We start from the raw sequence: 24,516 nt of genomic DNA on the forward strand, positions 1-24,516 counted from the left end.
GGGGTGCTACTGGGCGGCCGCCACCGCGGTGCCGGACACGACTGCGGTCGATGCCGCGGCGGGTGCTGCGGGGGCTGCGGGTGCTGCGAGGGGGACCGGGACGAAGGCGGCGCGGGTGGCCGCGGCGGCGTCGGCGCCCTTTCCGGCGCCGGTGCCGGCCTCGGTGATCACGGCAAATCCGCCGGATCGGTTTCGGACACCGGAACTGCCTGCGGGAACGCGTTCGCCGGCCCTCCCGGCGTCGGCGGCACCGGATGCACTCGGACCGTCCGGGGCGGCCACCGCGGGACGTGCGCCGGGCCGTGCGCCGACCAGCGCCGTCGCGCGTGCCTGCACCTCCGCCGGTACCCCCGTCGGCGCCCCCGCGAGCACTCCCGCCGCTGCCCGTCGGAGCGTCCCGGCGGAGCGGACGCCCGGCCGGGGCGAGGGCGCGTTCCGCGCGGAGAGCACCTGACCGACGGCCTCCGGCAGGCCGGCCGCCTTCAGCGTCGGGCGGTAGCCGTTCTCCGCCCACGGCCGGCCGTGGTGCAGCCAGACGCTGCGCAGCCCGGTCAGCTCGGCACCGGCGATGTCGGCGGGTGCGTGGTCGCCGATCATCCAGGTGTGCGCGGCCCAGTCCCCGGTGGGCACGATGCCGCACCGCCGGGCGGCGATCCTGAAGATCAACGGGTCGGGTTTGACGCAGTCGGCCTCCTCGGAGATGACCCAGCCGTCGACCAGCGGGCCCAGTCCGGTCCGCCGGATCTTCTCCAGTTGCGGGCGGGTGCCGCCGTTGCTGACTATGCCGAGCGTCCACCCGGCGGCCCGGGCGGCCCGCAGTGCCTCGATGTTCCTGCGGGGGCAGTGGATGTGGGAGTTGATGCCGCGTCGGTAGTGAGCGTGCAGGAACTCGGCGGACACGTCCAGGCCGTAGCGGCGCCGGACGGCGGACAGTACGGTGCTGCGCGGTACGTAGCCGCCGCCGTCGAGGGTGACGAACCAGTCGAGGTCTCCGGGTGGCAGCCGGTGGTCGGACAGGAAGTCCTGCGCCCAGGACCGGAACGCGGCGTCCCGGGGCAGCAGGGTGTTGTCGAGGTCGAACAGGAGCAGGGGCATGCCGAGCATGGTGCCAGCGGCCGCGCCCATGCATCTGGCAAATGCCAGACGGCGTCGCGAAGCCGTACGGAGTGGCTGAAACGGCCTCCGCACGCCCGTGACGAGTGGCGATTCCCCGGACGGACGGGGACTGTTGGGGCAGCCCGGACGTCACGGTTCGCGACGTGCCGCAACGGATCGTCGCCGATCCATGACAGTCCGGTCACGGTGTCCCGTGAGGCTGTTGCGCGGCCCGGTCCGCTCAGTCAAGCTCCAGGGAACCTCCTTTCCGGAGGGGGCGCGATCACCTGTGAACGGGGCGCACTGCCCCGGCGGGCGCATCCCTCTTTCGCGGGAACAACGTCGCTCCGGGGCTTCGCCGCTGGGCTGGGCCCCGCGCCCGTCGTACTCTGAAAGGAACAGGTCACATACGGTGCTGCGCGGCGCAGACCGACGTCATCCCGTGGGCGGGCCTGCTGCCCGGGCAGCGTTGTCCTCCTCTTCTGTCGGCCCCTCTCCATCGAAGAGCCGTGAGCCATGGCTGGTTTTGAGCCTCCCCGACCGGTTGAACCGGACACACCCCGCAGCGTGGGCCCGGACGGCGGGTCTGCCTCCGATCCCCCCGACGGCCGGGCCGAGGGCCGATCGGATCGCCGGACCGACGGCCGCAGCGAGAGCCACGGTGACGGACGCGGCGGCGCGCACAGTGCTGGGCACGGCGGCGGGTGCGGTGACGGGCACAGCGCCGGCCGTGGTGGCGATCGCAGGGGTGACGACCGGGGGGAAGGCGGCAGTGGGTACGACGGCCGTGGCGGCGACGGTGCGGACGAGTCCGCCGGCGGGCGTGCGGACGGACATGCTGACGCGGGACAGCCGACGGAGCCAGGGGAGCCCGACCCGGGGCATGACGACCCGCGGCACGACGACCCGCGGAGCGGCTTCGCGCGTGCTCTGCGCGGCTTCGGCCGCCGGGGCGGCCTCGCCGCCCGAGGGGACCGCCCGGGGCCGCGCCAGCGGCGTGGCGAACCCCCGGCTGACCCTGCGGATCTTCCGGTGACGGGCCGCCTGGGCCCGGGTGCCGAGCGTCCGGAGACAGCCGCCGGCTCGGCCGGTCCGCTGGGCGGGCCCACCGAACCGTCCGGGCAGGACACCCCGGCGCCGTCCCTCGACCCGGTGTTCCAGCACGGCGTGGTGGTCGGCTTCGACGGCTCGCTGTCGAGCGAGCGCGCCCTCGCCTACGCGGTCGGCATGGCCCGCCGTTCGCAGTGCGGCCTGGTGATCGTGCATGTCGCCAACCGCCTGCCCGCGACGGTCTGGGCGGGTTGCGAGCCGCCGGTCTTCGTCGACCTCCCCGACCACCGGACCGAGGTCCTCGGACTGGAACTCGCCTGCGCGGACTTCCTCACCGGGGTGCCGTGGATCCTGGTCGAGCGCGGCGGGGACATCTGCCACGAGATCGAGGAGGTCGGCCGTGAGTACGCCGCCGACGCGATCGTCGTCGGCACGACGCACGGCCTGCTCGGCAAGATCTTCGGCTCGGTCTCCGGACGGCTGGCGCGGCGGGCCAACCGCCCGGTGATCGTGATCCCCTGAAGCCCTGCTCCCGCGTCTTCCTTCGAAATCCCTTCCAGAGGCCTCCTCCTGATGCCCCGTTCGCCACCGGGCGACACAACTCTGCTTGTGAAGCGGAGCGTTGAGTGGCGCGCCGAGCGGTGAATCGAACTGGTCCACCACCCCGGTGGACTCGGTTCAGGAGGTGACCATCAGGAAGTGATCGTCACGAACCGATGCCGAGCTCCCGGGCGATGAGCATGCGCTGGACTTCCGACGTGCCCTCCCCGATTTCCAGGATCTTGCAGTCGCGCCAGAAACGGGCGACCGGGAATTCGTTCATGAAGCCGTACCCGCCGTGGATCTGGGTCGCCTCGCGGGCGTTGTCGACGGCGGCCTCGGACGAGTACAGCTTCGCGATCGCGGCCTCCTTCTTGAACGGTTCGCGGTGCAGCAGCCGGGAAGCGGCGTCCCGCCAGGCCAGGCGGGAGGTGTGGGCGCGCAGCTCCATGTCGGCGAGCTTGAACTGGATGGCCTGGTTGGCGCCGATCGGCCGGCCGAAGGCCCGGCGCTCGCCGGCGTACTTCACGGACTCGTCGACGCAGCCCTGGGCCAGGCCGGTGGCCAGGGCCGCGATCGCGATGCGGCCCTCGTCGAGGATCCGCAGGAACTGGGCGTAGCCTCGGCCACGCTCGCCCAGCAGGTTGGCCGCGGGAACGCGGCAGTCGGTAAAGGACAGTTCGCGGGTGTCGGATGCGTTCCACCCGACCTTCGAGTACTTCTTCGAGACCTGGAAGCCGGGGGTCCCGGTGGGCACGATGATGGAGGAGATCTCCCGCACAGGCGAGCGGAATTCGCCCTCTTCACTCGAACGAGCGATCGGTTCGGTGAGCGCGGTGACGGTGACCAGGCCGGTGATGTCGGTGCCGGAGTTGGTGATGAAGCACTTGGTCCCGTTGATGACCCACTCGTCGGTGGCCTCGTCGTACCGCGCGGTGGTGCGGGTGGCCCCCGCGTCCGATCCGCCCTCCGGCTCGGTGAGGCCGAAGGCGCCGAGGAGCTCGCCCGAGGTCAGCCGGGGCAGCCACTCGCGCTTCTGCTCCTCGGTGCCGAACCGGTGGATCGGCATCGCGCCGAGCGAGACGGCGGCCTCCAGGGTGATCGCCACCGAGGAGTCGACGCGGGCGAGTTCCTCCAGGGCGATGCCGAGGGCGAAGTAGTCGCCGCCCATGCCGCCGTACTCCTCGGGGAAGGGCAGGCCGAAGAGCCCCATCCGCCCCATCTCCCGGACGATCTCGTAGGGGAACTCCTCCCGCTCGTAGAACTCGCCGATCTTCGGCTTCACCACGTCCTGGGCGAACTCGGCGACGGTGCGCCGCAGTTCCTCGTACTCGCTGCTGAGTCGGTGGTCGAGCATCTGATCCTCCTGGCGCCCGGCCGGGGCGGCCGCGGACGTGAGCGGAATGACCGGCGTTCGTCGGAAGGTGTGACGGTCGCACGGTGCGATTGAGGGATGGGTGTCGAGCGGTGATGCGGTGATGCGGTAGTGCGATGCGGTGTGGCGCCGGCCGGACGGGTACGGGCGACCGGCGCCGGAGGCGGAGCGGGCGGGGTCAGCCCCCGGTCGAGCCGAGCAGCGCCTGGACGGTGCGGGAGGGACTCGGGCGGCCGAGCCGTCCGGCCATCCAGCCGCTGGTCGCGACGAGGGCGCGCAGGTCGACGCCGGTCCGGATGCCGAGCCCGTGCAGCATCCAGACCAGGTCCTCGGTGGCCAGGTTGCCGGTGGCGCTCTTCGCGTACGGGCAGCCGCCCAGGCCGCCCGCCGAGGCGTCCACGGTGGTGACGCCCTCGCGCAGTGCCGCCAGGGTGTTGCCGAGCGCCTGGCCGTAGGTGTCGTGGAAGTGCACGGCGAGCCGGCCGACCGGGACGCCGGCCCGCGCGAAGCCCGCCAGCAGGGCGGCGACCTGCCCGGGGGTGGCCACCCCGATGGTGTCGCCGAGGCTCAGTTCCGCGCAGCCCAGCTCCAGCAGCTGCACGCCGTAGCGGACCACCTGGTCGACCGGGACGGGGCCCTCCCACGGGTCGCCGAAGCACATCGAGAGGTAGCCGCGGACCGCGACCCCCGCCCCGGTGGCCCGGGCCACGACCGGCCGGAACATCTCCATGGCCTCGTCCGCCGAGCGGTTGAGGTTGCGGCGGGCGAAGGTCTCGGTGGCGCTGGCGAACACCGCGATGTCGGAGGCGTGGTGGGCGAGCGCGCGGTCCAGGCCGCGCTCGTTGGGCACCAGCACCGGCAGCCGCAGGCCGGGGTGACGCTCCGGCAGCTCGGCGAGCCGGGGGACCAGATCCTCGGCGTCGGCCAGCTGCGGTACCCATTTCGGGTGAACGAAGCTGGTGGCTTCGACGGTGCGCAGGCCGGCGGCCGCGAGCCGGGCGATGAACTCGGCCTTGACCTCGACCGGCACCAGGGACTTCTCGTTCTGCAAGCCGTCGCGCGGTCCGACCTCGTGGATCCGGACCTCCTCGGGCAGGCCGGGGGCGCGGACCGGCTCCGGCAGGCCCAGGTCGAGGGCGTCGGGCTCGCGGGCGGGGGCGGTCACGACCGCACCTCCGCGGGCTCGGCGGGAGCGTCGGCCGGTTCGGCCGTGGCGTCCCCGCCCGTTGCGCCCCCACTGGTCGTGCCCTCGGCCGTCGTGTCCTCGATCGGGGCGACCACGACCAGCAGGTCCTCCATCGCGACGGTGGCGCCGGCCGTGGCCCGCAGTTCGGCGACCACGCCGTCGTGTGGTGCGGCGATCACGTGTTCCATCTTCATGGCCTCCAGCACGAGCAGGGCCTGGCCCTTGCGGACCGTCTCGCCCGCCGTGGTCTTGACGACCGTGACGGTGCCGGGCATCGGGGCGGTCAGGGCACCGTGGTGCGCGCCGGCTCCGGCGGCGCTCTCGACCACCGGGTCGTAGGCGTGCAGCGGCCAGGCGTCGCCCTCGACGCCGAGCCAGGTCACCGGGCCTGCGGCGAGGCCGGGAGCGGTGTCGGTGGCCAGCGCGAACGTGGTCCTGAGGCCGTCGACGGTCAGGTGCAGCCGGTCGTCGGCCAGGGTCGCGCGGGCGCGGTGCGCGGGGCCCTCGTCGAGTCGGAGTTCCACCTCGCGGGTCGGCCCGGCGGAATTGTCAGTGGCATCGGCTACGTTGCCCGCAGTGATCGAACGGACGCGCACCGCCACCGGGTCCTGGCCGGGGGTGCGGAGGCGGTGGGTGGTCCAGGCGGGGGTGCCGCCCAGGCGCCAGCCGGAGGGAAGGGAGAACGGATCGGTCCAGCCGCCGGGGTCGGCGGCGGGGACGAGTTCCAGGTGCCGTGCCAGCGCGGCCGCGTAGTAGAGGAGGTGAGCGGGCGACGGCGGTTCGGCCGCCACGGTCGCGTCCGGGGTGGTCGCGTTCGTGGGGGAGTACGGCGAGGCGAGCAGGGCCGGCTGCTCCTGGGCCGTCTGCTCCACGAGGCCGGTGTCCAGCCGGCCGGCGGCGACCTCGGGGTGTGCGAGCAGTCGGCGCAGGAAGCCGGTGTTGGTGGTGACGCCCAGGATGCGGGTGTCGGCCAGCGCGGCGCGGAGCCGGCGCAGCGCGGTCGGGCGGTCGGGCCCGTACGCGATGACCTTGGCGAGCATGGGGTCGTAGGCGCTGGTGACGACGGTTCCGGGGGTCACCCCGGAGTCGACGCGGATGCCCTCGCCCCGGGGCTCGTCCAGGGTGAGGATGCGGCCGCCGGTGGGCAGGAAGTCCCGTTCCGGGTCCTCGGCGCAGATGCGGGCCTCGATGGCGTGGCCCAGGAAGGAGATGTCGGACTGGGTGAAGGAGAGCGGTTCGCCGGCGGCGACGCGCAGCTGCCACTCGACCAGGTCGAGCCGGGCGGCGTCCGGGCCGACCGCGACGGCGAGTTCGGTGACGGGGTGTTCCACCTGGAGACGGGTGTTCATCTCCATGAAGAAGAAGTCCCGCACCCCCTCGGCGGTGGAGGCGTCGGTGGAGGCGGGGGCGTCCGGGTCGATGCCGGGGACGATGAACTCCACGGTGCCGGCGCCGGTGTAGCCGCAGGACTCCGCGGCGCGGACGGCCGCGGCGCCCATCGCGGCACGGGTCTCGGCATTGAGGAGAACGGAGGGAGCCTCTTCGATCAGTTTCTGGTGGCGGCGCTGAAGGCTGCACTCGCGCTCGCCGAGGTGGACGGTGGTGCCGTGGGCGTCGGCGAGCACCTGCACCTCGATGTGGCGCGGCCGGTCGACCCAGCGCTCCAGCAGCAGGGTGTCGTCGCCGAAGGCGGTGCGGGCGACGCGACGGGCGGCGGCGATCTCGGTGGGCAGGTCGGCGCGGTCCCGGACGAGGCGCATGCCCTTGCCGCCGCCACCGGCGGACGGCTTCAGCAGTACGGGGTAGCCGATCTCGTCGGCCGCGGCGACGAGATCCCCGTCGCTGGGCGCGGTGGCCCGGCTGCCGGGGATCACCGGGACGCCGGCGGCCCGGACGGCCTCCTTGGCGTTGATCTTGTCACCCATCAGCTCGACGGCACCGGGAGGTGGCCCGATGAAGACGAGGCCCGCGTCGGCGCAGGCGCGGGCGAAGCCGGGGTTCTCGGCGAGGAAGCCGTAGCCGGGGTGGACGGCCTGGGCACCGGTGCGGCGGGCGGCGGCGAGGATCTGGTCGCTCCGCAGGTAGGTCTCGGCAGCCGAGCTGTCGCTGCGGTCGGCCGGACCGAGCCGGACCGCGGCGTCGGCCTCGCGGACGTGCGGCGCGTCGGCGTCCGCGTCGCTGAACACGGCGACCGAGCGGACGCCGAGCCGCCGCAGGGTGCGGATCACCCGGAGGGCGATCTCGCCGCGGTTGGCGACCAGAACTGTGTCGAACATGGGAGGGGTTCCTCCGGGTCGAGGGGAGCCGTACGAAGGAGGTGGCGGTGGGCGGTCGGGGCGCCGGCCCGGGTGGGCCGGCGCCGCGGGGAGTCACACCCGGAAGGGACCGGAAGGGAGGGGTCGCGGACCCAGGGGTGACACCCGGAGGCATCACATGCGGAAGACGCCGTACGGGGCGGGCGGTGCCAGCGGGGCGTTGGCACAGGCGGTGAGCGCGAGGCCGACGACGGTGCGGGTGTCCATCGGGTCGATCACACCGTCGTCCCAGAGCCGGGCGGTGGCGTAGTAGGCGTTGCCCTGGCGCTCGTACTGCTCGCGGACGGGGCGCTTGAACTCCTCCTCCGCCTCGGCCGGCCACTGCTCGCCGCGCGCCTCGAACTGGTCGCGGCGGACGGTGGCGAGGACGGAGGACGCCTGCTCGCCGCCCATCACGGAGATCTTGGCCCCCGGCCACATCCACAGGAAGCGAGGTGAGTAGGCCCGGCCGCACATCGAGTAGTTGCCGGCTCCGTAGGAGCCGCCGACCACCACGGTCAGCTTCGGGACGCGGGTGCAGGCGACGGCGTTGACCATCTTGGCGCCGTGCTTGGCGATACCGCCCGCCTCGTACTGCCGGCCGACCATGAACCCGGTGATGTTCTGGAGGAAGAGGAGGGGGATGCCCCGCTGGTCGCACAACTCGATGAAGTGGGCGCCCTTGAGGGCCGACTCGGAGAACAGCACGCCGTTGTTGGCGACGATGCCGACCGGGTGGCCGTGGATCCGGGCGAAGCCGGTGACCAGGGTCGCGCCGTACTCGGCCTTGAACTCGGCGAACCGGCTGCCGTCCACCAGGCGGGCGATCACCTCGCGCACGTCGTAGGGCGTGCGCGGGTCGACCGGCACGGCCCCGTACAGGCCCGCCGGGTCGACGGCCGGGGGCTCGACCGGGGTCAGCGGCCACGGCTTGGCCGCGCGCGGACCGAGTCCGGCGACGATCGTGCGGACGATGGAGAGGGCGTGGGCGTCGTCCTCGGCCAGGTGGTCCGTCACGCCCGAGGTGCGGGAGTGCAGGTCGCCGCCGCCCAGCTCCTCGGCGGTGACCACCTCGCCGGTGGCGGCCTTCACCAGTGGCGGACCGCCGAGGAAGATCGTGCCCTGGTCGCGGACGATCACGGCCTGGTCGCTCATCGCCGGGACGTACGCGCCGCCGGCCGTGCACGAGCCGAGCACGGCGGCGATCTGCGGGATGCCCGCGGCGGAGAGCCTGGCCTGGTTGTAGAAGATCCGGCCGAAGTGGTCGCGGTCGGGGAAGACCTCGTCCTGCATCGGGAGGAAGGCGCCGCCGGAGTCGACCAGGTAGACGCAGGGCAGCCGGTTCTCCAGTGCGACCTCCTGGGCGCGCAGGTGCTTCTTCACCGTCATCGGGTAGTAGGTGCCGCCCTTGACGGTGGCGTCGTTGGCGACCACCACCACCTCGCGCCCGGCGACCCGGCCGATGCCGGCGATCACCCCGGCCGCGGGGGCCGCGCCCTCGTACATCCCGTCGGCGGCCAGCGGGGCCAGTTCCAGGAAGGGGGAGGCCGGGTCGAGCAGGGTGTCCACCCGGTCGCGGGGCAGGAGCTTGCCGCGGGAGGCGTGCCGTGCCCGGGCCTTGGCGCCGCCGCCCAGGGCGGCCGCGTCGAGCTTCGCGCGCAGCTCGGCGACCAGGGCCCGGTGCGCCTCGGTGTTGGCGCGGTAGGCCTCGGAGCCCGGGTCGGCGGAGGTGCCGAGCCGGGGTGCCGGTGCGGCGGCCGCAGACGGTGCGGCGCCGGGCGCCGTGCCGGTCGCTGCGTTGAACCGGACACCGGTGGGTGCGCCGGTGGTTGAGATGACCATTCCCAAGAGCTCCCTTGCCCTCGGCACCAGGTGGGCGGCCGGGTGCGGTCTGCCTGGCATCGCACGTTAATTAACGTTAACTTACGCGCCCAGGTTAACGGCCGATAACCCGACTGTCTACGATGGTCGACATGTCGAACGCCCCCGCAGCCTCCGCGCTCCCACGCCGCGACCAGATCCGCCGGGAGGCCGCGAGGCTGTTCGCCGCCAGGGGTTTCCTGGGCGTGGGCGTGGACGAGATCGGCAAGGCCGTCGGGATCAGCGGCCCCGGGCTCTACCGCCACTTCGCCGGCAAGGACGCGATGCTCGCGGACCTGCTGATCGGCATCAGCGAGCGGCTGCTGGAGGAGGGACGGCGCCGGGCGGGCGAGGGTGACGGTCCGGCTGCCGCGCTGAACGCGCTGATCGGCGGCCACGTCGACTTCGCCCTGAACGACCGCGACCTGATCACCCTGCACGACCGCGAGCTGCTGAACCTCAAGGAGGAGGACCGGCGCACCGTCCGCCGGCTCCAGCGCGGCTACGTCGAACTGTGGGTGGACGTGGTCCGGCAGGCCTACCCGCCGCTGGCCGGCCCCGCTGCCGAGCCGGTGGCGCGGGCCACCGTGCACGCCGTCTTCGGTCTGATCAACTCGACCCCGCACAGCCTCGGCCCGAACCCCGACCAGGGCGAGCGCCCGGCGCTCCAGCGCGACGGCATGGCCGCGCTGCTCCACGCCCTTGCCCACGGCGCATTCGCGGCGGCGGCCGCCTCGGTCGCCGACCCGGCCGTCGAGCCCGCCGGCGGTCCGGTGTCCGCGGGGGCCTGAATCCCGCGCCCCGCCCTGGGCCCCGGCCTCGCGCTCGCCCTGCTCCCGGACCCGTTTCCGGCGTCTGTGGCGACATCGAAGCGGAGCGATGCGCCTTGCCGGAGCCCGGAGTGAGGCCGCCGGCGGAAGCCCGTCCCGAGTGCTAGGCCCAAAGGACGGCGCCCGCCCACCCGTTGGCCGCTGGGCGCCCGGAAGGCCGTCAGCGACCCTGGAAGCGGTCGGGGGAGAGTGGCCCGCGTGGGCTCCCGGCCGGGAATCACGGCAGGCCGCAGGCTGTTGGCCAGTCCACTGGACCGGACGATCCGGGCTGCCCTGGCCCGCCCCTGACCCACCCGGGGCGGAAACGCCGTGGCGGCCACCCGACGAAATGGTTAGCATTCCTAAATATGCCTGAGACTCACGGATCCACGGTGGAGCAATCCCCGAGCGGCCCCCCGGCCCCCGGCCCGACCCCGGAGGTCCCCGTCGACAGCCCGCAGACCACCGCCGCACACACGACGCCGACCGAGCAGGCCGAGCAGGCCGAGCCGACTGATCCGGCCGAGCAGACCGAGCAGGCCGAGCCGACTGATCCGGCCGAGCAGACCGAGCAGGCCGGCTGGCTGCGCCGCCTGATCGGCTACAGCTGGCGGTCCCGCCGCAGCCTGCTGCTCGCCTTCGGCGCGTCGCTCCTCGGCATGGCCGTCACCGCGCTGGTGCCGCTGGTCACCAAGCTGATCATCGACGACGTCATCGTCGCCCACACCCGTTCGCTGGCCCCCTGGGCGGTGCTGCTGCTGCTCGGCGCCCTCGTGGTCTTCGGCTGCACCCAGGTCCGCCGCTACTACGGCGGCCAGCTCGCGCTCGACGTCCAGCACGACATGCGCAGCGACCTGTTCCGCTCGCTCGGCCGGCTCGACGGCCACCGCCAGGACCGGCTGGACACCGGCCAGGTGATCGGGCGCGCGACCTCCGACCTCCAGTTGGTCAACGGTCTGCTCTCCATGCTGCCGATGATGACCGGCTACCTGCTGATGTTCGTCATGTCGCTGGTCGTGATGGTCTGGCTGTCCCCGCCGCTCACCCTGATCGCCCTGGTGATGGCCCCCGCGCTGTGGGGGGTCTCGGTGCTCAGCCGCAAGCGCCTCTTCCCCGCCACCTGGGCGGCCCAGCAGGAGGCGGCCGCCGTCGCGGGCGTGGTGGACGGTGCGATCGGTGGCGTCCGCGTGGTCAAGGGCTTCGGCCAGGAGGCGCAGGAGCTCGACAAGCTGGAGGGGGTCTCCCGCAGCCTGTTCGCCGCCCGGCTCCGCTCGATCCGGCTCAACGCCCGCTACAACCCGGCGATGCAGGCGATTCCGGCACTCGCCCAGGTCGCCGTCCTGGCCTTCGGCGGCTGGCTGGCCGTCGACGGCCGGGTCACGCTGGGGACCTTCGTCGCCTTCTCCACCTACGTCGCGCAGATGACCGGCCCGGTGCGGATGCTGACCATGGTCATCACCGTCGGCCAGCAGGCCCGGGCAGGTGTCGAGCGCGTCCTGCAACTGATCGACGAGCGCCCGCTGGTCCAGGAGCGGCCGGACGCCCGCACCCTCGACCTCGCGCACGCCGAGACCCCTGACGCCGCCCTGGAGTTCGACCGGGTCGAGTTCCGCTACGACCCCGAGCACCCCGCCCCCGTCCTGCATGGCCTCAGCCTGAGGATCGCCCCCGGCGAGACCCTCGCCCTGGTCGGTGCCTCCGGCTCGGGGAAGTCGACGGTGGCCCAGCTGGTGCCCCGCTTCTACGACCCGGCCGCCGGCGCCGTCCGCCTGTACGGCCACGATCTGCGCGACCTCACCCTGGACTCGGTCCGGGCGACGGTCGGCATCGTCCCCGAGGAGAGCTTCCTCTTCTCCGAGTCGGTGCGCACCAACATCGCCTACGGCCGCCCGGACGCCACGGACGAACAGGTGGTCGCCGCGGCACGGGCCGCCCAGGCCGACGAGTTCGTCCGCGCGCTGCCGGACGGCTACGACACCAAGGTGGGCGAGCAGGGCCTGACCCTCTCCGGCGGCCAGCGCCAGCGCGTCGCGCTGGCCCGGGCGATCCTCACCGACCCCAGGATCCTGCTGCTGGACGACGCCACCTCGGCCGTGGACCCGCAGATCGAGGCGGAGATCCACGACGCGCTGCGCTCGGTGATGGCCGGCCGCACCACGCTGCTGATCGCCCACCGCCGCTCGACCCTCCAGCTCGCCGACCGGATCGCCGTCCTGGACCGCGGCCGGCTGCTGGACCTCGGCACCCACGAGGAACTCGAAGCCCGATGTCCCCGGTACCGAGCCCTGATCACCGATCCCGAGGCCGGCACGCAGCCCACCGGGCCGCAGCCCGCTGAACCGCAAACCGCTGAACCGCAGTCCACCGAGCCGCAGTCCACCGACGGCACTCCCGCGGACGCCACGTCCGGGGCCAGGACCGCCCCCGCACCTCAGGCCACCCCCGCCCTGACCAAGGCCGCCCGCACCGCCGACCCCGACCTGCTGGCCAAGGTCGCGGCCCTCCCGCCCGCCTCGGACGTCCCGGCCGTCCCCCGCGCCGAGGCCGAGGCAGGGGACCCCGACTTCACCCTGCGCCGCCTGCTGCGCCCCTTCCGCACCCCGCTGCTCATCGCCCTCCTGCTGGTCGCCCTGGACGCGGCGGCCGGACTGGTCCTGCCGGTGCTGATCCGGCACGGCATCGACGAGGGCGTCCGCAAGGGCGTGATGGGCGGAGTCGCGGTGGCCTCGCTCACCGCACTCGTCGTGGTCCTGCTGGACTGGGTGGTGCAGGGCGCGGAGAACCGGGTCAGCGGCCGTACCGGCGAGCGCGTCCTCTACACGCTCCGGCTCAAGATCTTCGCCCACCTCAACCGGCTCGGCCTGGACTACTACGAGCGCGAGCTGACCGGCCGGATCATGACCCGGATGACCACCGACCTGGACTCGCTGACCTCCTTCCTCCAGACCGGGATGGTCACCGCGGTGGTCAGCCTGCTGACCTTCGCCGGGATCTTCGCCGCCCTGCTGATCATCGACGCCGGCCTGGCCCTGGTGGTCTTCGCCGTGCTGCCGCTGCTGGTGATCGCGACCCTGGTGTTCCGCAGGAAGTCCAGGGACCAGTACGAGCGCTCCCGCGACCTGATCAGCGCCGTCAACGCCGATCTCCAGGAGAACGTGGCCGGCATGCGGATCGTCCAGGCCTTCCGTCGCCTGGACACCAACACCGACCGCTTCGTGGCGCGCGGCATCGCGTACCGCGAGGCGCGGGTCCGCGCCCAGCTCTACATCTCGCTGTACTTCCCGTTCGTCCAGTTCCTCTCCAGCGTGGCCGCCGCGCTGGTGCTGATCGTCGGAGCCGCCCGGGTCGACGCCGGGACGCTGACGGTCGGTGCGCTGGTCGCCTACCTGCTCTACATCGACCTGTTCTTCGCGCCGGTCAACCAGCTGTCCCAGGTGTTCGACGGCTACCAGCAGGCCTCGGTGGGCCTCGGCCGCATCCGCGAGCTGCTGCGCACCCCGACCACCACCGCCGAGGCGGCCGACCCGGTCCCGGTGGCCAAGGGCCTGCGCGGCGAGATCTCCTTCGAGGGGGTCGGCTTCGCCTACAACGGCGGCGCGGACGGTGCCCCGACCGTGCTGAGCGGCGTGGACCTGCACATCCCGGCCGGGCAGACGGTGGCCCTGGTCGGGGAGACCGGCGCCGGCAAGTCGACGCTGGTGAAGCTGGTCGCCCGGTTCTACGACGCGACGGAGGGCACCGTCCGGGTGGACGGGGTCGACCTCACCCGCTACGACCTGGCGCAGTACCGCCACCGGCTGGGCGTGGTGCCGCAGGAGGCGTACCTGTTCGCGGGCACGGTCCGCGAGGCGATCGCGTACGGCCGGCCGGACGCCTCGGCGGCCGAGGTGGAGGCGGCGGCCAGGGCGGTCGGCGCGCACGACATGATCGTCCGGCTCTCGGGCGGCTACGACCACGAGGTGGCCGGCCGCGGGCGCAACCTCTCGGCGGGCCAGCGCCAGCTGATCGCGCTGGCCCGGGCCGAACTGGTCGACCCGGACATCCTGCTGCTCGACGAGGCCACCGCGGCGCTCGACCTGGCCACCGAGGCGGTGGTCAACCAGGCCGCGGACCGGCTCAGCGGCGGCCGGACGACCCTGGTCATCGCCCACCGGCTGACCACCGCCGAGCGTGCCGACCGGGTGGTCGTGCTGGACCACGGCCGGGTGGTCGAGGACGGCACCCACACCGAACTGCTCGCCCGGAGCGGCACCTACGCCCGGCTCTGGCAGGCGTTCATCGCCGACGGCCACCCGGCGGCGGAGGCCGTCGCCGCCGGATAGCGCGGGCCCGCGCGGAACTCCACTCGCCCGTAAGCCGCCTGGCGGGCCGTCATCCCGGGTTCGTCATTCCGGGTCCGTCAGGCGGCGATCAGCGACGCCAGCAGCCCCGAGGCGTCGATCCCGCGCGGCAGGTCGCTCACCTGCCCGTCCCCGACCTCGACCACCCGCCAGCCGGAGCCGTCCGCCCGGCTGGCGAGGTCGGTGGTGACGAAGCGGCAGCCGAGCCTGCGCACCAGCGCCCGGACGTCGGTGAGGTCGGGCTCGACGGCCTGGCGCGGGGCGTCCGGGTGCGGTCCGACCAGGACGGGCCGGCCGTCCAGCCACCACACCCGGGCCTCCACGGCCCGCCCGCCGGCATCCGGCGCGCCGCCGTCCGCGCGCACCACCCCGGTCCCACCGTTCGCGCCGGCCCCGACAGCTCCATCAGCCGCGCCACTCGCGCCGACCGGGCCCTCCGTCGAAGCGTCCGTGCCCTCGAACTCCTCGTACCGCCGCAGCACCACGCCGCCCGCCAGGAACTCGCCCTGCAGTTCGACGAACCGTTCCACCACCCGGCCGACGGCCGTCAGGTCGGCCAACTCGGGTACGTAGCAGGCCTCGTGCCACTCGTGCTTGCGCGACTTCACGTAGTCCTTGACGATCGCCGGCCCGTGCCCGCCGAGCCGGGCCGCGGCCTCCGCCAGCTCCTCCGGCCCGGGTACCACCGGCCCGTCGGACGGGATCCACGTACTGGCCGGGGTGGCGCCCTCGAACACGTCGTACCAGCCCGGCAGTTCATGGGCCACCGTGTAACCGGGCGCGCTGGTCAGCAGGTTGCCGCCGCGGGCGCTGAGCGCGGCGGCGAAGTCGGCGTACCGGGCGGAGGGCAGCATCCAACCCCGGTACCAGAGTGGGCCGCTGTCCCGCGGCACCCGCCGGACCGCCTCCTCGGCCGGACCGGCGAGCAGCACGTCGTGGTCGACCAGGTGGTGCTCGCCGCCCAGCTCCCGCACCATCCTGGCCTCCCAGGCGAAGTGCGGGTCGGGCCGGCGCGGGTTGAGCGGATCGGCGGGGAAGATGATCGCTGGTACGGGCATGGCCGTCAGGGTACGGCCGACGGGCGGGCCCCGCGTCCGGCACGACGGGCCCGCCGGCGCAAGCACCCGACCGGAGTGCCGAAACCGCTCGACGCCCCGGACGGCCACTGCGAGAGTGACCCGATGCGAAATCTGCTGCGACCCCACAAGCGCAAGCCGAGGCAGGCCGCCCGCACGGTGGTCCTGGACGAGAACGGCTCGGTCTTCCTGCTCCGCTCGGACAACGACGAGGTCGGCGTGCACTGGACCATGCCGGGCGGCGGACTGGAGCCGGGCGAGACCCCGTGGGAGGGCGCCCGCCGAGAGCTGTGGGAGGAGACCGGCTGGAGCGACCTCGAACCCGGCCCGCTGCTCTGCACCTGGGAGCACGACTTCACCTGGCACGGCACCCCGGTCCGCCAGCACGAGCACATCTACCTCGCCGGCGGACCGCACCGGGGCCCGGTCGGCGACGTCAGCGCGGTGCACGCCGTCGACCGGATCCTGGACTGGCGCTGGTGGACCCCGGCCGACCTGGCCGACGAGAACGCCGACGCCCTCTGGCCGCCCGCGCTGCCGGAACTGCTGGACGCGGTCCGCCCCGGCTGGGCCGTGGACGGGCGGCCGCCGGTGCCCGTCGACCTCGGGTACGTTCCGAACGCCCCGGCCGCCCGTTAGGCCCCGGGCCCGCCGGACTCTTCAGCCCCGCCAGGCCCGCCAGACCCGCGCTCCCCATCGCTGAACGGCGCCGGACGGCGCGGCTACGGGCGCCCGCCGCGCCGGGGCCGCCCGGCGGGACCGGACTCCCAGCCGTGCAGTTCCAGCTCCCGGTCGTGCAGTGCGCCGGGATTCATCAGCACCGTCAGCCGGGCGTCGGCCAGCTGCCCGAAGCCGAGCCCGGTCGCGGACAGCAGCAGCTCGGTCGACACCGAGACGGCGATGGCGGGACGCCAGGAGGGCAGCACCACCAGGCAGGTGCCGCGGCCGACCCTGATCGGCCGGGCCGCCACCCGGACCGGTGCGCGCTCCTCCGGCCGGCCGAGGGCGTCGGCCTGTCCGGGGCTGCCGCCGATCAGGATGCCGAGCTGCGGCTCGGCCCACCGGGTCCCCGCGGTGGATTCGACGGCGGCGGGGCCGACTGCTGCTGAGTCGGTCGTGGCGGGGCTCGATCCGGTGGCGGGGGCGGTCACACCGAAGGACCCGGTGCCCGTCGCGGACGGCGGCACCTGCGCCGCCGCTACCACCGCGCCGGTGGTGGGTTCAGCCGTCCCCGCCGTACCGGCGGATCCGTCCGTCCACCCGGCAGCGTCCGGCAGGCCCGCCCCGGTCGGGTCGGTCGCGGCCGTCTCCCGTGCGGTCGCCCCCTGCCCGGTCCGGGCGGCCTGCGGGTGCATCCGGCGCAGCCGCCGCGAGGGTGACGGTCGTCGGGACCCCAGGATCCGCTGGTCTTCGCGCCCCGTCCGGGGCTTCGGTACGGACGGTCCGCCCTCCGGCGGGGCGTCGGCGGGCCGGAACCGGACGAACCCGTCCTCGGCCTCGCTTCCGGCCCGGCCGTCGACATCGACATCGACGATGACGGCGTCGGAGGAGGGGCCGTCGGGCGCGGCCGGACCGTCCTCGGCAGCCGCGTCCAGGCCGAGCAGCACCCGTACCTCCGCGAGCGGCCGCCGGCACGCCTGCGCGAGCTCGGCGACGGAGCGGCCCTGGGCGTGTGCGGCCCGCAGCCGGTCGGCGAACGCCGCCCGCAGACGCGTCGTGGTCGGATCGCCGCCCGCCTCCGGGTCGTCCGCCTCCGGGCCGGGCGCAGACGGGCCCGCTGCCTCCACGTCATTGCGGCTGCGTGGCTGCGGCACCGAGTCGTGGCGCGAGGCGCAGCCCTGGCGGGCAGCCCCGTCCGGAGTGCCCGGCGTGGTGGCACCGGGTTCGGCGGCGGTCGCGATCGAACACATCGGGACGGCCGGGACCATCGGGACGGTCGGGATCGCCGGGGCCATCGGGTCGGGCGGGCCGGGTACGGCGTGCGGGGGCGAGGATCCGGCGGCGTCCCGGGGCGGGCCGGGCAGGGAGGGATCGGTTGCGGCAGGGTGGAGCGAGGTCATCTGCGGGCCCTTCGGGGAACGGTCCCGACGATCCTCCCGCACCACGCGATCAGCTCCAAGCGTCCGACCCGATGGTGTGCGCGATACCACCGCGACACCCCCGCAGGACCGCCGCGGAATCACCGTGGAATCACCGCGGGACCGCCCAAGACCGCGCCGGGCGAACACCGTTGCCGTACGGACGGAAGGACGCCCCGCGTCCCGCGAGGACCCGCCCCGGACCCGCGCTCCCAGGCCCGCTCCAGGCCCGCTCGCGACCTGCCCGGGCCCGGCCCCGATCAGCCCCGGGCCCGCCGGGCCGGCTCAACTCCCGGGCGCGACGAACCCCTTGAGGTCGGCGAGCACCGCGTTCGCCGCCATGACGCCGAGCCCGAGGAACCAGGTCTCGTCCGAAACCGGTCGCGCCTGACCGGACTTGACCGCGCCGAGCGTCTTCCAGAGCGCGCCACCCAGCACGGTGTCCTGGTTGGTGGAGCTGGGGCTGCCGTACACGCCGTAGAAGATCCAGTCGGCGTCCGCCTTGTCGATCTGCTCCGGGCTGACCTCCACCGCGAGTTCCTTGACCTGCTCGATCCCGGGCTGCGGCAGCGGCACGTCGGTGAGGATGGTGCCGATGAAGGAGAGCTCGGCGTAGAGCCGGGTCCGGCCCGGCATGAAGCGCAGCGGTGTGATGGTGGGCCGCTTGTCGCCGAGCTTCGCGCCGATCGCCGCGGCAGCCGCCTGGTACGCGTCGAGCTGCGCCTTGGCCTCGGTCTCCAGGCCGAACGCGCTCGCGTTGAGCAGGAAGTTCTGCTTCCACGGGTAGCCGGGGCGCAGCGAGAAGACGGTCGGTGCGATCTTGGACAGCTGGGCGTACTGGTCCTGGGCGCGCAGCTGGCTGCCGAGGATCAGGTCCGGCTTGAGCGCGGCGATCGCCTCCAGGTTGAGGCTGTTGATGGTGCCGACGGCGGCCGGGCTGCCGGCCTTGTCCTTGAGGTAGGACGGCAGGGACTTGGAAGCGTCGGCGTGGACGATGCCGACGGGCTGGATGCCGAGGGCGACGACGTTGTCGAGCTCGCCGGTGTCCAGCACCACGACCCGGGTGGGCCTGGCCGGGAGGACGGTCTCGCCCATCGCGTGCCTGAGGGTGCGCGGGTAGACGCCGGGGGCGGCGTCGGTGCCGAAGCCCTTCATCTTCTCGATCACGGTGGCGTAGTCGTCGCCACCCTGCTTGACGGACTTCTGGTCCGGGGAGGAGCCGCCGGCGGCCGGGGTCGAACCGCCGCTGCCGCCCGATCCGCCCGAGCTGCCGCAGGCGGTGAGCAGTCCGCCGAGGCCGAGCACCACGCTGCCGGCGATCCCCGCGGTGAGGAACCGGCGGCGGCCGGGGGTGCGGGTGGAGGGGGCCAGGTCGTCGGAGGTGGGGGGCACGCGACGCTCCTTTTCACGATCGAAATTAGGTTAGGCAAACCTATCTGATGTGGGAGTGGCGGGGTCGCGGCCCACTCGTCCCAGGGGGTCAAACCGTGTCAAACCTTGGCAAACAGGAGAAATTTCCTTGGCTCAAGTCCTTGGAAACAAAGGTACATGGGGTTAACAAGCCGTTAATACATCAGCCCTGTTGCCCTTGGTGGGAACGAATCGAAGCAAGTGGTTTAGATCACCAAGGGTTGGTCTACTCAACCTTCCATGCCCCCATCTAGGGTGCGCTGGTGTTTGATCAGCAGCTCTCAGAGCACACGAGCAGTGGCCGGGCAATGGCGCCCGGCGCTCCGCAGGGTGCCCCGGTCAGTGGCATCAGTGGTGGAGTCCCCGGTGATCAGGGGACCGCTGGGGGAGCGGGAGACAAGGGTCTACGGGGCGGTTCCGTCGGCCTGCTGAGCAGCGTGGTGCTGGGCGTCTCGACGGTCGCCCCGGTCTACTGCCTGACCGCGACGCTCGGCCCGACCGTCACCGCGGTCGGCGTGCAGATGCCCGCGGTGTTCCTGGCGGGCTTCCTGCCGATGCTGCTCGTCGCGTTCGCGTACAAGGAGCTGAACAAGGACTTCCCGGACTGCGGCACGTCCTTCACCTGGGGCGTCCGGGCCTTCGGCCCCCGGGTCGGCTGGATGGCCGGCTGGGGCCTGACGGTGGCGACCATCATCGTCCTCTCCAACCTGGCCGGGGTCGCGACCGACTTCCTGTACCTGATGCTCGGGGAGATGACCGGCAGCAGCTGGGTCACCGAACTCGACCAGAACAAGGCCGTCCACCTGCTCACCGTGGTCCTGCTGATCGCCGGCGCCACCGCGATGAGCTACCGGGGGATGACCGCCACCAAGTGGTTCCAGTACAGCCTGGTCGGCCTCCAGCTGGCCGTGCTGGTGCTGTTCTCCGCCATCGCCATCGGCAAGGCCGTGACCGGCGACCTGCCCGACTCGGTCGGCTTCTCGTTCTCCTGGCTCAACCCGCTGGAGGTCAGCTCGTTCAGCGCGTTCACCGCCGGACTGTCGCTGTCGATCTTCATGTACTGGGGCTGGGACACCTGCCTGACCATGAACGAGGAGACCCAGGGCAGCGCCAAGACCCCCGGCCGCGCCGCGATGATCTCCATGGTCACCCTGGTCGGCTCGTACCTGCTGGTCGCGATCGCCTCCCAGATGTTCGCGGGCGTCGGCAGCACCGGCAACGGCCTCGGCAATCCGGCCACCGCGGACAACGTCTTCGCCGCGCTGGCCCGCCCGGTGCTCGGCTCGCCGTGGAGCATCCTGCTCTTCCTGGCCGTCGTCGCCAGCGCCGCTGCCAGCCTCCAGACCACCTTCATCCCGGTGGCCCGCACCCTGCTCGCGATGAGCGCCTACCGCGCCGTGCCGCCGCGCTTCGGCGCCGTCCACCCGCGCTTCCGCACCCCCGGCTACGCCACCGTCGCGGCCGGCATCGCCACCGCCGTCTTCTACGTCGGCATGAGCCTGATCAGCGAGAACGTCGTCCAGGACACCATCCTGGCGCTCGGCCTGATGATCTGCTTCTACTACGCGCTGACCGCCTTCGCCTGCGTCTGGTACTTCCGCCGCTCGCTGCGCACCAGCGTGCGCGACCTGCTGCTCAAGGGCGTCGCGCCGCTCCTCGGCGGCGTGCTGCTCAGCGCGGTCTTCCTCCAGACCCTCACCGACGCCTGGGCCCCCGACTACGGCAGCGGGTCGGTCTTCGGCATCGGTTCGGTCTTCGTGATCGGCGTCGGCATCCTGCTGCTCGGCGCGGGCCTGATGACCTGGTACGGCGTCATCCGACCGGAGTTCTTCCGCGGCGAGACGCTGACCAAGGACACCCAGGCGCTGGTCGTGGAGGACTGACGCCGTTACCCTCGGGTCCATGAAGCGCTTCACGGGCCTGTGCTGGTGGCCGTCCTAGGACGGCCACCCCACTCGCCTGAGCAGGGCCGTCCGGAACGGACGGCCCTGCTGCGTTTCCACCGCTCACCGCAGGACGGGCCCCTTGCCCCGGACGGCCGCCACCACCGCCGTACCGAGGAGAGAGACCTTGACCACCGAGACCGCCGCCGCCACTGCCGCTGCCATCGCCGCCGCCGTTCCCGCCGGTGCCCCCGTTCCCGCCGCGGCCACGTCCGTGCCGTCCGACGACCCGACCGCCCACCGTGTCCTCACCGGGGACCGCCCCACCGGGCCGCTGCACCTCGGCCACTACTTCGGCACCCTGCGCAACCGCGTCCGGCTCCAGGACCAAGGCGTCGAGATGTTCGTCGTGGTCGCCGACTACCAGGTCATCACCGACCGCGACCTCGCCGACCGGCTCGCCGAGCACACCGAGAACCTCGTCCTCGACTACCTCGCCGCCGGCCTCGACCCCGAGCGGGCGACGATCTTCCCGCACAGCGCCGTCCCCGCCCTCAACCAGCTGCTGCTCCCCTTCCTCAGCCTGGTCAGCGTCGCCGAACTCGGCCGCAACCCCACCGTCAAGGACGAGATCGCCCACTCCCGGCAGTCCGCGGTCAGCGGGCTGATGTTCACCTACCCCGTCCACCAGGCCGCCGACATCCTCTTCTGCAAGGCCGACCTGGTCCCCGTCGGCCAGGACCAGCTGCCCCACCTCGAAGTCGCCCGCACCGTCGCCCGCCGCTTCAACGAGCGTTACCCGCACGCCGACGGCAGCGCCGTCTTCCCCCGCCCGGAGGCCCTGCTCTCCGACGCCCCGATGGTGCTCGGCACCGACGGCGGGAAGATGAGCAAGAGCCGGGGCAACGCCGTCGCGCTCGGCGCCACCGAGGACGAGACCGCCCGGATCATCCGTGGCGCCAGGACCGATGCCGACCGCCGGATCGACTACGACCCGGCCAACCGGCCCGGGGTGGCCGGCCTCGTCCTGCTCGCCGCGCTCTGCCAGGACCGCGCCCCCGAGGCAGTCGCCGAGGAGATCGGCGACGGCGGCGCCGCCGCGCTCAAGCGCACCGTCACCGAGTCCGTCAACGAGTTCCTCCGCCCGATGCGGGCCCGCCGGGCCGAGTTCGCCGCCGACCGCGGCCACCTGCGGCAGGTCCTGCGCGACGGCGCCGAACGCGCCGACGCCGTCGCGGAGGCCACCCTCGCCGAGGTCCGGGAGGTGATGGGGGCGGCGATCTGAGGAGCGCCCGCCGGCCGGAACCTGCCGGCGGCCGCGGATGTCCGTCCGCGCCCTCCGTCGGGTCCGTCCCGGCCGTGGACCGCGTCCGGCAGGCATCGGCGTCCGGAGGACATCGGGCCGGTGGACATCGGCCGGCCGACACGGGGCATATCGTCACCGGGCGGTCGCCACCGGCGCGGCCGCCCGTACCCCGTTCCCGCGCCCGAAAGGCGGCCCGGCCCATGGACCAGCACCCGACCACACCCGGCCAGGGGCTGACCCGCCCGCCGCACCTGCGCCCCGGCGACCACATCGCCGTCGTCGCCCCCAGCGGCCCCATCGACGCCGAACGCCTCAGCGCCGGCTGCGCGATCCTCCGCTCCTGGGGGCTGCGCGTCACCGTCGCCCCGCACGTCCTCGACACCCACCCCGCCCTCGGCTACCTGGCCGGCACCGACGCCGACCGCGCCGCCGACCTCCGGTCCGCCTGGCTCGACCCCACCGTCGACGCCGTCATGTGCGCCCGCGGCGGATACGGCGTGCACCGCATGGTCGACCTGCTCGACTGGACCGCGATGCGCGCGGCGCGGCCCAAACCCTTCATCGGCTTCAGCGACGTCAGTTCCCTGCACGAGGCCTTCGCCCAGTGCCTCGGCCTCGCCACCCTGTACGGACCGATGGCCGCCGGGGCCACCTTCGTCGACGACGGTCCGACCGCCGAGCACCTGCGCCGCACCCTCTTCGACCCCGCGTCCACCACCGTCCTCACCTCGCCCACCGCCGCCCCGCTCGTCCCCGGCCGGGCCCGCGGGGTCACGGCCGGAGGCTGCCTCCACGTCCTCACCGCCGAGCGCGGCACGCCGGCCGCCCGCCCCTCGTTCGCGGGCAGCGTCCTGGTGCTCGAAGACGTGCACGAGCACCCCTACCAACTGGACCGGCTGCTCACCCAGCTCCGGCGCTCCGGCGCCCTCGACGGCGTGGCCGGCATAGCCCTCGGCTCCTGGGAGGGCTGCGGACGGCCCGAACGGGTCCGCGCGGTGATGCTCGACCGGCTCGGCGGGCTCGGCATCCCCGTGCTCTGGGAGCTGGGCTTCGGCCACTGCCCGTCCACCCTCACCGTGCCGCTCGGCGTTCCCGCCCTGCTCGACGCCGATGCCGGCACCCTCACCCTGGACCTGCCCGCCCTGGCCGACCGCTGAGCCGTCCCGATCCGGAGCGCCCGGAGCGTGCCCGGTCGAGCAGGGCGTGCGCAGGGCGAAGCACGTGCCGGGCAGAGCGCGCGCTGAGCAGGGTGTGCGCTGAGCAGGGTGTGCGCGCTGAGTAGGGTGCGGCCATGAACGAGGACCGCCTCACCGCCCTTGCCCTCGGCTTCCTCCACGGCCCGGGAAGCAACGCCCGTACGATCCTCGGACTCGCCGGCCCGCCCGGCGCCGGCAAGTCAACCCTGGCCCGCCACCTGGTCGCCGAGGTCGAGCGCGCCGAGGGCCCCGGCACCGCCGCCTACGTTCCGCTGGACGGCTTCCACCTCTCCGGCACCCAGCTCGACCGCCTCGGCCTGACCCACCGCAAGGGCGCCCCCGCCACCTTCGACGCCCACGGGTACGTCGCCCTGCTGCGCCGCATCGCCGGCGACCGCTTCCAGGACATCTACGTCCCGGACTTCGACCGCACCCTGGACGAACCGGTCGCCGCCCGCCACGTCGTCCGCCCGCACACCCGCCTCGTCATCACCGAGGGCAACTACCTCGCCTCCGCCGACGCCCCCTGGCCGGACGCCCGCCGACTGCTGCACGAACTCTGGTACGTGCACACCGACGACACCGTCCGGGAGGAGCGCCTGCTCCGCCGCCACCGTGACGGCGGCCGCGACGAGACCACCGCCCGCCACTGGGTCACCGGCAACGACCACCCCAACGGCGAGTACGTGAAGCCCGGCCGGGCGCTCTGCACCAGGACCGTCTCCGGGACGGGTTTGCCTCCGGCGCCGGACAGGGGTAGTGTTCTCTAGTCGCTCGACAGGGAGCACCGGACACGCGTTTGCGCGGACGGTCCCGGGGCGGCCAATCCTTTGAATCACCACTTCCGGTTCGTGCCGGTCGTTTCGCTTTTCCGCGTGACGGCCTGGGGCATATTCGGCGTGCGCATTTTATCGGATTGCGGCCGGATTCGCTTTTCGGAGCGGGGATCGGCTAGAGTTTGAAACGTCGGACAGGGCGTCAAAGCCCCGAAGACACCGGCGAGTTGGATGAACGAAGC

General features: G+C 73.4%; 16 protein-coding genes and 1 pseudogene. 8 read left to right on the forward strand and 9 right to left on the reverse strand.

Annotated elements, in window-relative coordinates:
• Positions 1–6: 6 nt before the first annotated feature.
• Positions 7–1,095 carry an HAD family hydrolase gene (locus ACZ7C5_RS26180; RefSeq protein ID WP_470323570.1) on the reverse strand — a complete coding sequence of 363 codons (1,089 nt, stop codon included), beginning with the start codon at positions 1,093–1,095 and terminating at the stop codon, positions 7–9.
• A 1,146-nt stretch (positions 1,096–2,241) separates the two neighbouring features.
• Here ACZ7C5_RS26180 and ACZ7C5_RS26185 point away from each other — a divergent pair.
• A pseudogene (locus ACZ7C5_RS26185) lies at positions 2,242–2,667 on the forward strand (universal stress protein); the annotation flags it as partial.
• Positions 2,668–2,851: 184 nt separating this feature from the next.
• Here ACZ7C5_RS26185 and ACZ7C5_RS26190 read toward each other — a convergent pair.
• The 4 genes from ACZ7C5_RS26190 to ACZ7C5_RS26205 all read right to left on the reverse strand — a co-directional run bounded on the left by ACZ7C5_RS26190 (position 2,852) and on the right by ACZ7C5_RS26205 (position 9,382).
• The gene (locus ACZ7C5_RS26190) at positions 2,852–4,042 is read right to left on the reverse strand and encodes an acyl-CoA dehydrogenase family protein (protein ID WP_188298929.1); all 1,191 of its coding nucleotides are present in this window, start codon (positions 4,040–4,042) and stop codon (positions 2,852–2,854) included.
• Between the two features lie 196 nt (positions 4,043–4,238).
• Positions 4,239–5,225, reverse strand: a complete 987-nt coding sequence (locus ACZ7C5_RS26195) for a hydroxymethylglutaryl-CoA lyase (RefSeq protein WP_470323571.1) — start codon at positions 5,223–5,225, stop codon at positions 4,239–4,241.
• Positions 5,222–7,522, reverse strand: coding sequence for an acetyl/propionyl/methylcrotonyl-CoA carboxylase subunit alpha (locus ACZ7C5_RS26200; RefSeq protein WP_470323572.1), 2,301 nt, complete (start codon positions 7,520–7,522; stop codon positions 5,222–5,224). Before ACZ7C5_RS26200 ends, ACZ7C5_RS26195 begins: the two co-directional genes overlap by 4 nt.
• 153 nt (positions 7,523–7,675) lie before the next feature.
• Positions 7,676–9,382 carry a carboxyl transferase domain-containing protein gene (locus ACZ7C5_RS26205; RefSeq protein WP_470323573.1) on the reverse strand — a complete coding sequence of 569 codons (1,707 nt, stop codon included), beginning with the start codon at positions 9,380–9,382 and terminating at the stop codon, positions 7,676–7,678.
• 131 nt (positions 9,383–9,513) lie between these two features.
• On the opposite strand from ACZ7C5_RS26205, the gene ACZ7C5_RS26210 reads away from it, so the two are divergent.
• Together ACZ7C5_RS26210 and ACZ7C5_RS26215 are read left to right on the forward strand one after the other, a co-directional pair.
• Positions 9,514–10,191 carry an SACE_7040 family transcriptional regulator gene (locus tag ACZ7C5_RS26210; protein ID WP_470323574.1) on the forward strand — a complete coding sequence of 226 codons (678 nt, stop codon included), beginning with the start codon at positions 9,514–9,516 and terminating at the stop codon, positions 10,189–10,191.
• 386 nt (positions 10,192–10,577) lie between these two features.
• Entirely contained in the window at positions 10,578–14,531 is a 3,954-nt protein-coding gene (locus ACZ7C5_RS26215; RefSeq protein ID WP_470323575.1) for an ABC transporter ATP-binding protein, read from the forward strand.
• 77 nt (positions 14,532–14,608) lie between these two features.
• Here the strand turns inward: ACZ7C5_RS26215 and ACZ7C5_RS26220 are convergent, their stop codons facing one another.
• The gene (locus tag ACZ7C5_RS26220) at positions 14,609–15,607 is read right to left on the reverse strand and encodes an ATP-grasp domain-containing protein (protein ID WP_401092071.1); all 999 of its coding nucleotides are present in this window, start codon (positions 15,605–15,607) and stop codon (positions 14,609–14,611) included.
• A 123-nt stretch (positions 15,608–15,730) separates the two neighbouring features.
• Here ACZ7C5_RS26220 and ACZ7C5_RS26225 point away from each other — a divergent pair, with 123 nt between their 5' ends.
• Positions 15,731–16,264: an NUDIX hydrolase gene (locus tag ACZ7C5_RS26225; RefSeq protein ID WP_188298924.1), complete on the forward strand. Its 534-nt coding sequence runs from the start codon at positions 15,731–15,733 to the stop codon at positions 16,262–16,264.
• Positions 16,265–16,347: 83 nt separating this feature from the next.
• On the opposite strand, the gene ACZ7C5_RS26230 is transcribed toward ACZ7C5_RS26225, so the two are convergent.
• Complete coding sequence (locus ACZ7C5_RS26230) at positions 16,348–17,685, reverse strand: DNA polymerase III subunit gamma/tau domain-containing protein (protein ID WP_470323576.1); 1,338 nt, start codon at positions 17,683–17,685, stop codon at positions 16,348–16,350.
• Positions 17,686–17,988: 303 nt separating this feature from the next.
• Positions 17,989–19,095 carry an ABC transporter substrate-binding protein gene (locus ACZ7C5_RS26235; RefSeq protein WP_401092069.1) on the reverse strand — a complete coding sequence of 369 codons (1,107 nt, stop codon included), beginning with the start codon at positions 19,093–19,095 and terminating at the stop codon, positions 17,989–17,991.
• 326 nt (positions 19,096–19,421) lie between these two features.
• Here ACZ7C5_RS26235 and ACZ7C5_RS26240 point away from each other — a divergent pair, with 326 nt between their 5' ends.
• The 4 genes from ACZ7C5_RS26240 to ACZ7C5_RS26255 all read left to right on the forward strand — a co-directional run bounded on the left by ACZ7C5_RS26240 (position 19,422) and on the right by ACZ7C5_RS26255 (position 24,268).
• Positions 19,422–20,996 carry an APC family permease gene (locus ACZ7C5_RS26240; RefSeq protein WP_401092132.1) on the forward strand — a complete coding sequence of 525 codons (1,575 nt, stop codon included), beginning with the start codon at positions 19,422–19,424 and terminating at the stop codon, positions 20,994–20,996.
• A 274-nt stretch (positions 20,997–21,270) separates the two neighbouring features.
• Positions 21,271–22,281: a tryptophan--tRNA ligase gene (trpS, locus tag ACZ7C5_RS26245; protein WP_401092131.1), complete on the forward strand. Its 1,011-nt coding sequence runs from the start codon at positions 21,271–21,273 to the stop codon at positions 22,279–22,281.
• A 221-nt stretch (positions 22,282–22,502) separates the two neighbouring features.
• Entirely contained in the window at positions 22,503–23,459 is a 957-nt protein-coding gene (locus tag ACZ7C5_RS26250) for a S66 peptidase family protein (RefSeq protein WP_401092068.1), read from the forward strand.
• 134 nt (positions 23,460–23,593) lie between these two features.
• Positions 23,594–24,268, forward strand: a complete 675-nt coding sequence (locus ACZ7C5_RS26255) for a nucleoside/nucleotide kinase family protein (RefSeq protein ID WP_470323577.1) — start codon at positions 23,594–23,596, stop codon at positions 24,266–24,268.
• Between the two features lie 65 nt (positions 24,269–24,333).
• Here ACZ7C5_RS26255 and ACZ7C5_RS26260 read toward each other — a convergent pair.
• A partial coding sequence (locus tag ACZ7C5_RS26260) for a hypothetical protein (RefSeq protein WP_470323578.1) occupies positions 24,334–24,516 on the reverse strand: 183 nt, incomplete at its 5' end.

This window comes from Kitasatospora sp. NPDC036993 (assembly GCF_055607525.1).

Bases quoted from the DNA above. Each gene is read 5' to 3' on its own strand.
- ACZ7C5_RS26240 (WP_401092132.1), top strand. From the start codon at position 19,422: ATGGCGCCCGGCGCTCCGCAGGGTGCCCCGGTCAGTGGCATCAGTGGT.
- ACZ7C5_RS26200 (WP_470323572.1), bottom strand. From the start codon at position 7,522: ATGTTCGACACAGTTCTGGTCGCCAACCGCGGCGAGATCGCCCTCCGG.
- ACZ7C5_RS26215 (WP_470323575.1), top strand. From the start codon at position 10,578: ATGCCTGAGACTCACGGATCCACGGTGGAGCAATCCCCGAGCGGCCCC.
- ACZ7C5_RS26230 (WP_470323576.1), bottom strand. From the start codon at position 17,685: ATGACCTCGCTCCACCCTGCCGCAACCGATCCCTCCCTGCCCGGCCCG.
- ACZ7C5_RS26205 (WP_470323573.1), bottom strand. From the start codon at position 9,382: ATGGTCATCTCAACCACCGGCGCACCCACCGGTGTCCGGTTCAACGCA.
- ACZ7C5_RS26255 (WP_470323577.1), top strand. From the start codon at position 23,594: ATGAACGAGGACCGCCTCACCGCCCTTGCCCTCGGCTTCCTCCACGGC.
- ACZ7C5_RS26190 (WP_188298929.1), bottom strand. From the start codon at position 4,042: ATGCTCGACCACCGACTCAGCAGCGAGTACGAGGAACTGCGGCGCACC.
- ACZ7C5_RS26250 (WP_401092068.1), top strand. From the start codon at position 22,503: ATGGACCAGCACCCGACCACACCCGGCCAGGGGCTGACCCGCCCGCCG.
- ACZ7C5_RS26180 (WP_470323570.1), bottom strand. From the start codon at position 1,095: ATGCCCCTGCTCCTGTTCGACCTCGACAACACCCTGCTGCCCCGGGAC.
- ACZ7C5_RS26210 (WP_470323574.1), top strand. From the start codon at position 9,514: ATGTCGAACGCCCCCGCAGCCTCCGCGCTCCCACGCCGCGACCAGATC.
- ACZ7C5_RS26220 (WP_401092071.1), bottom strand. From the start codon at position 15,607: ATGCCCGTACCAGCGATCATCTTCCCCGCCGATCCGCTCAACCCGCGC.
- ACZ7C5_RS26225 (WP_188298924.1), top strand. From the start codon at position 15,731: ATGCGAAATCTGCTGCGACCCCACAAGCGCAAGCCGAGGCAGGCCGCC.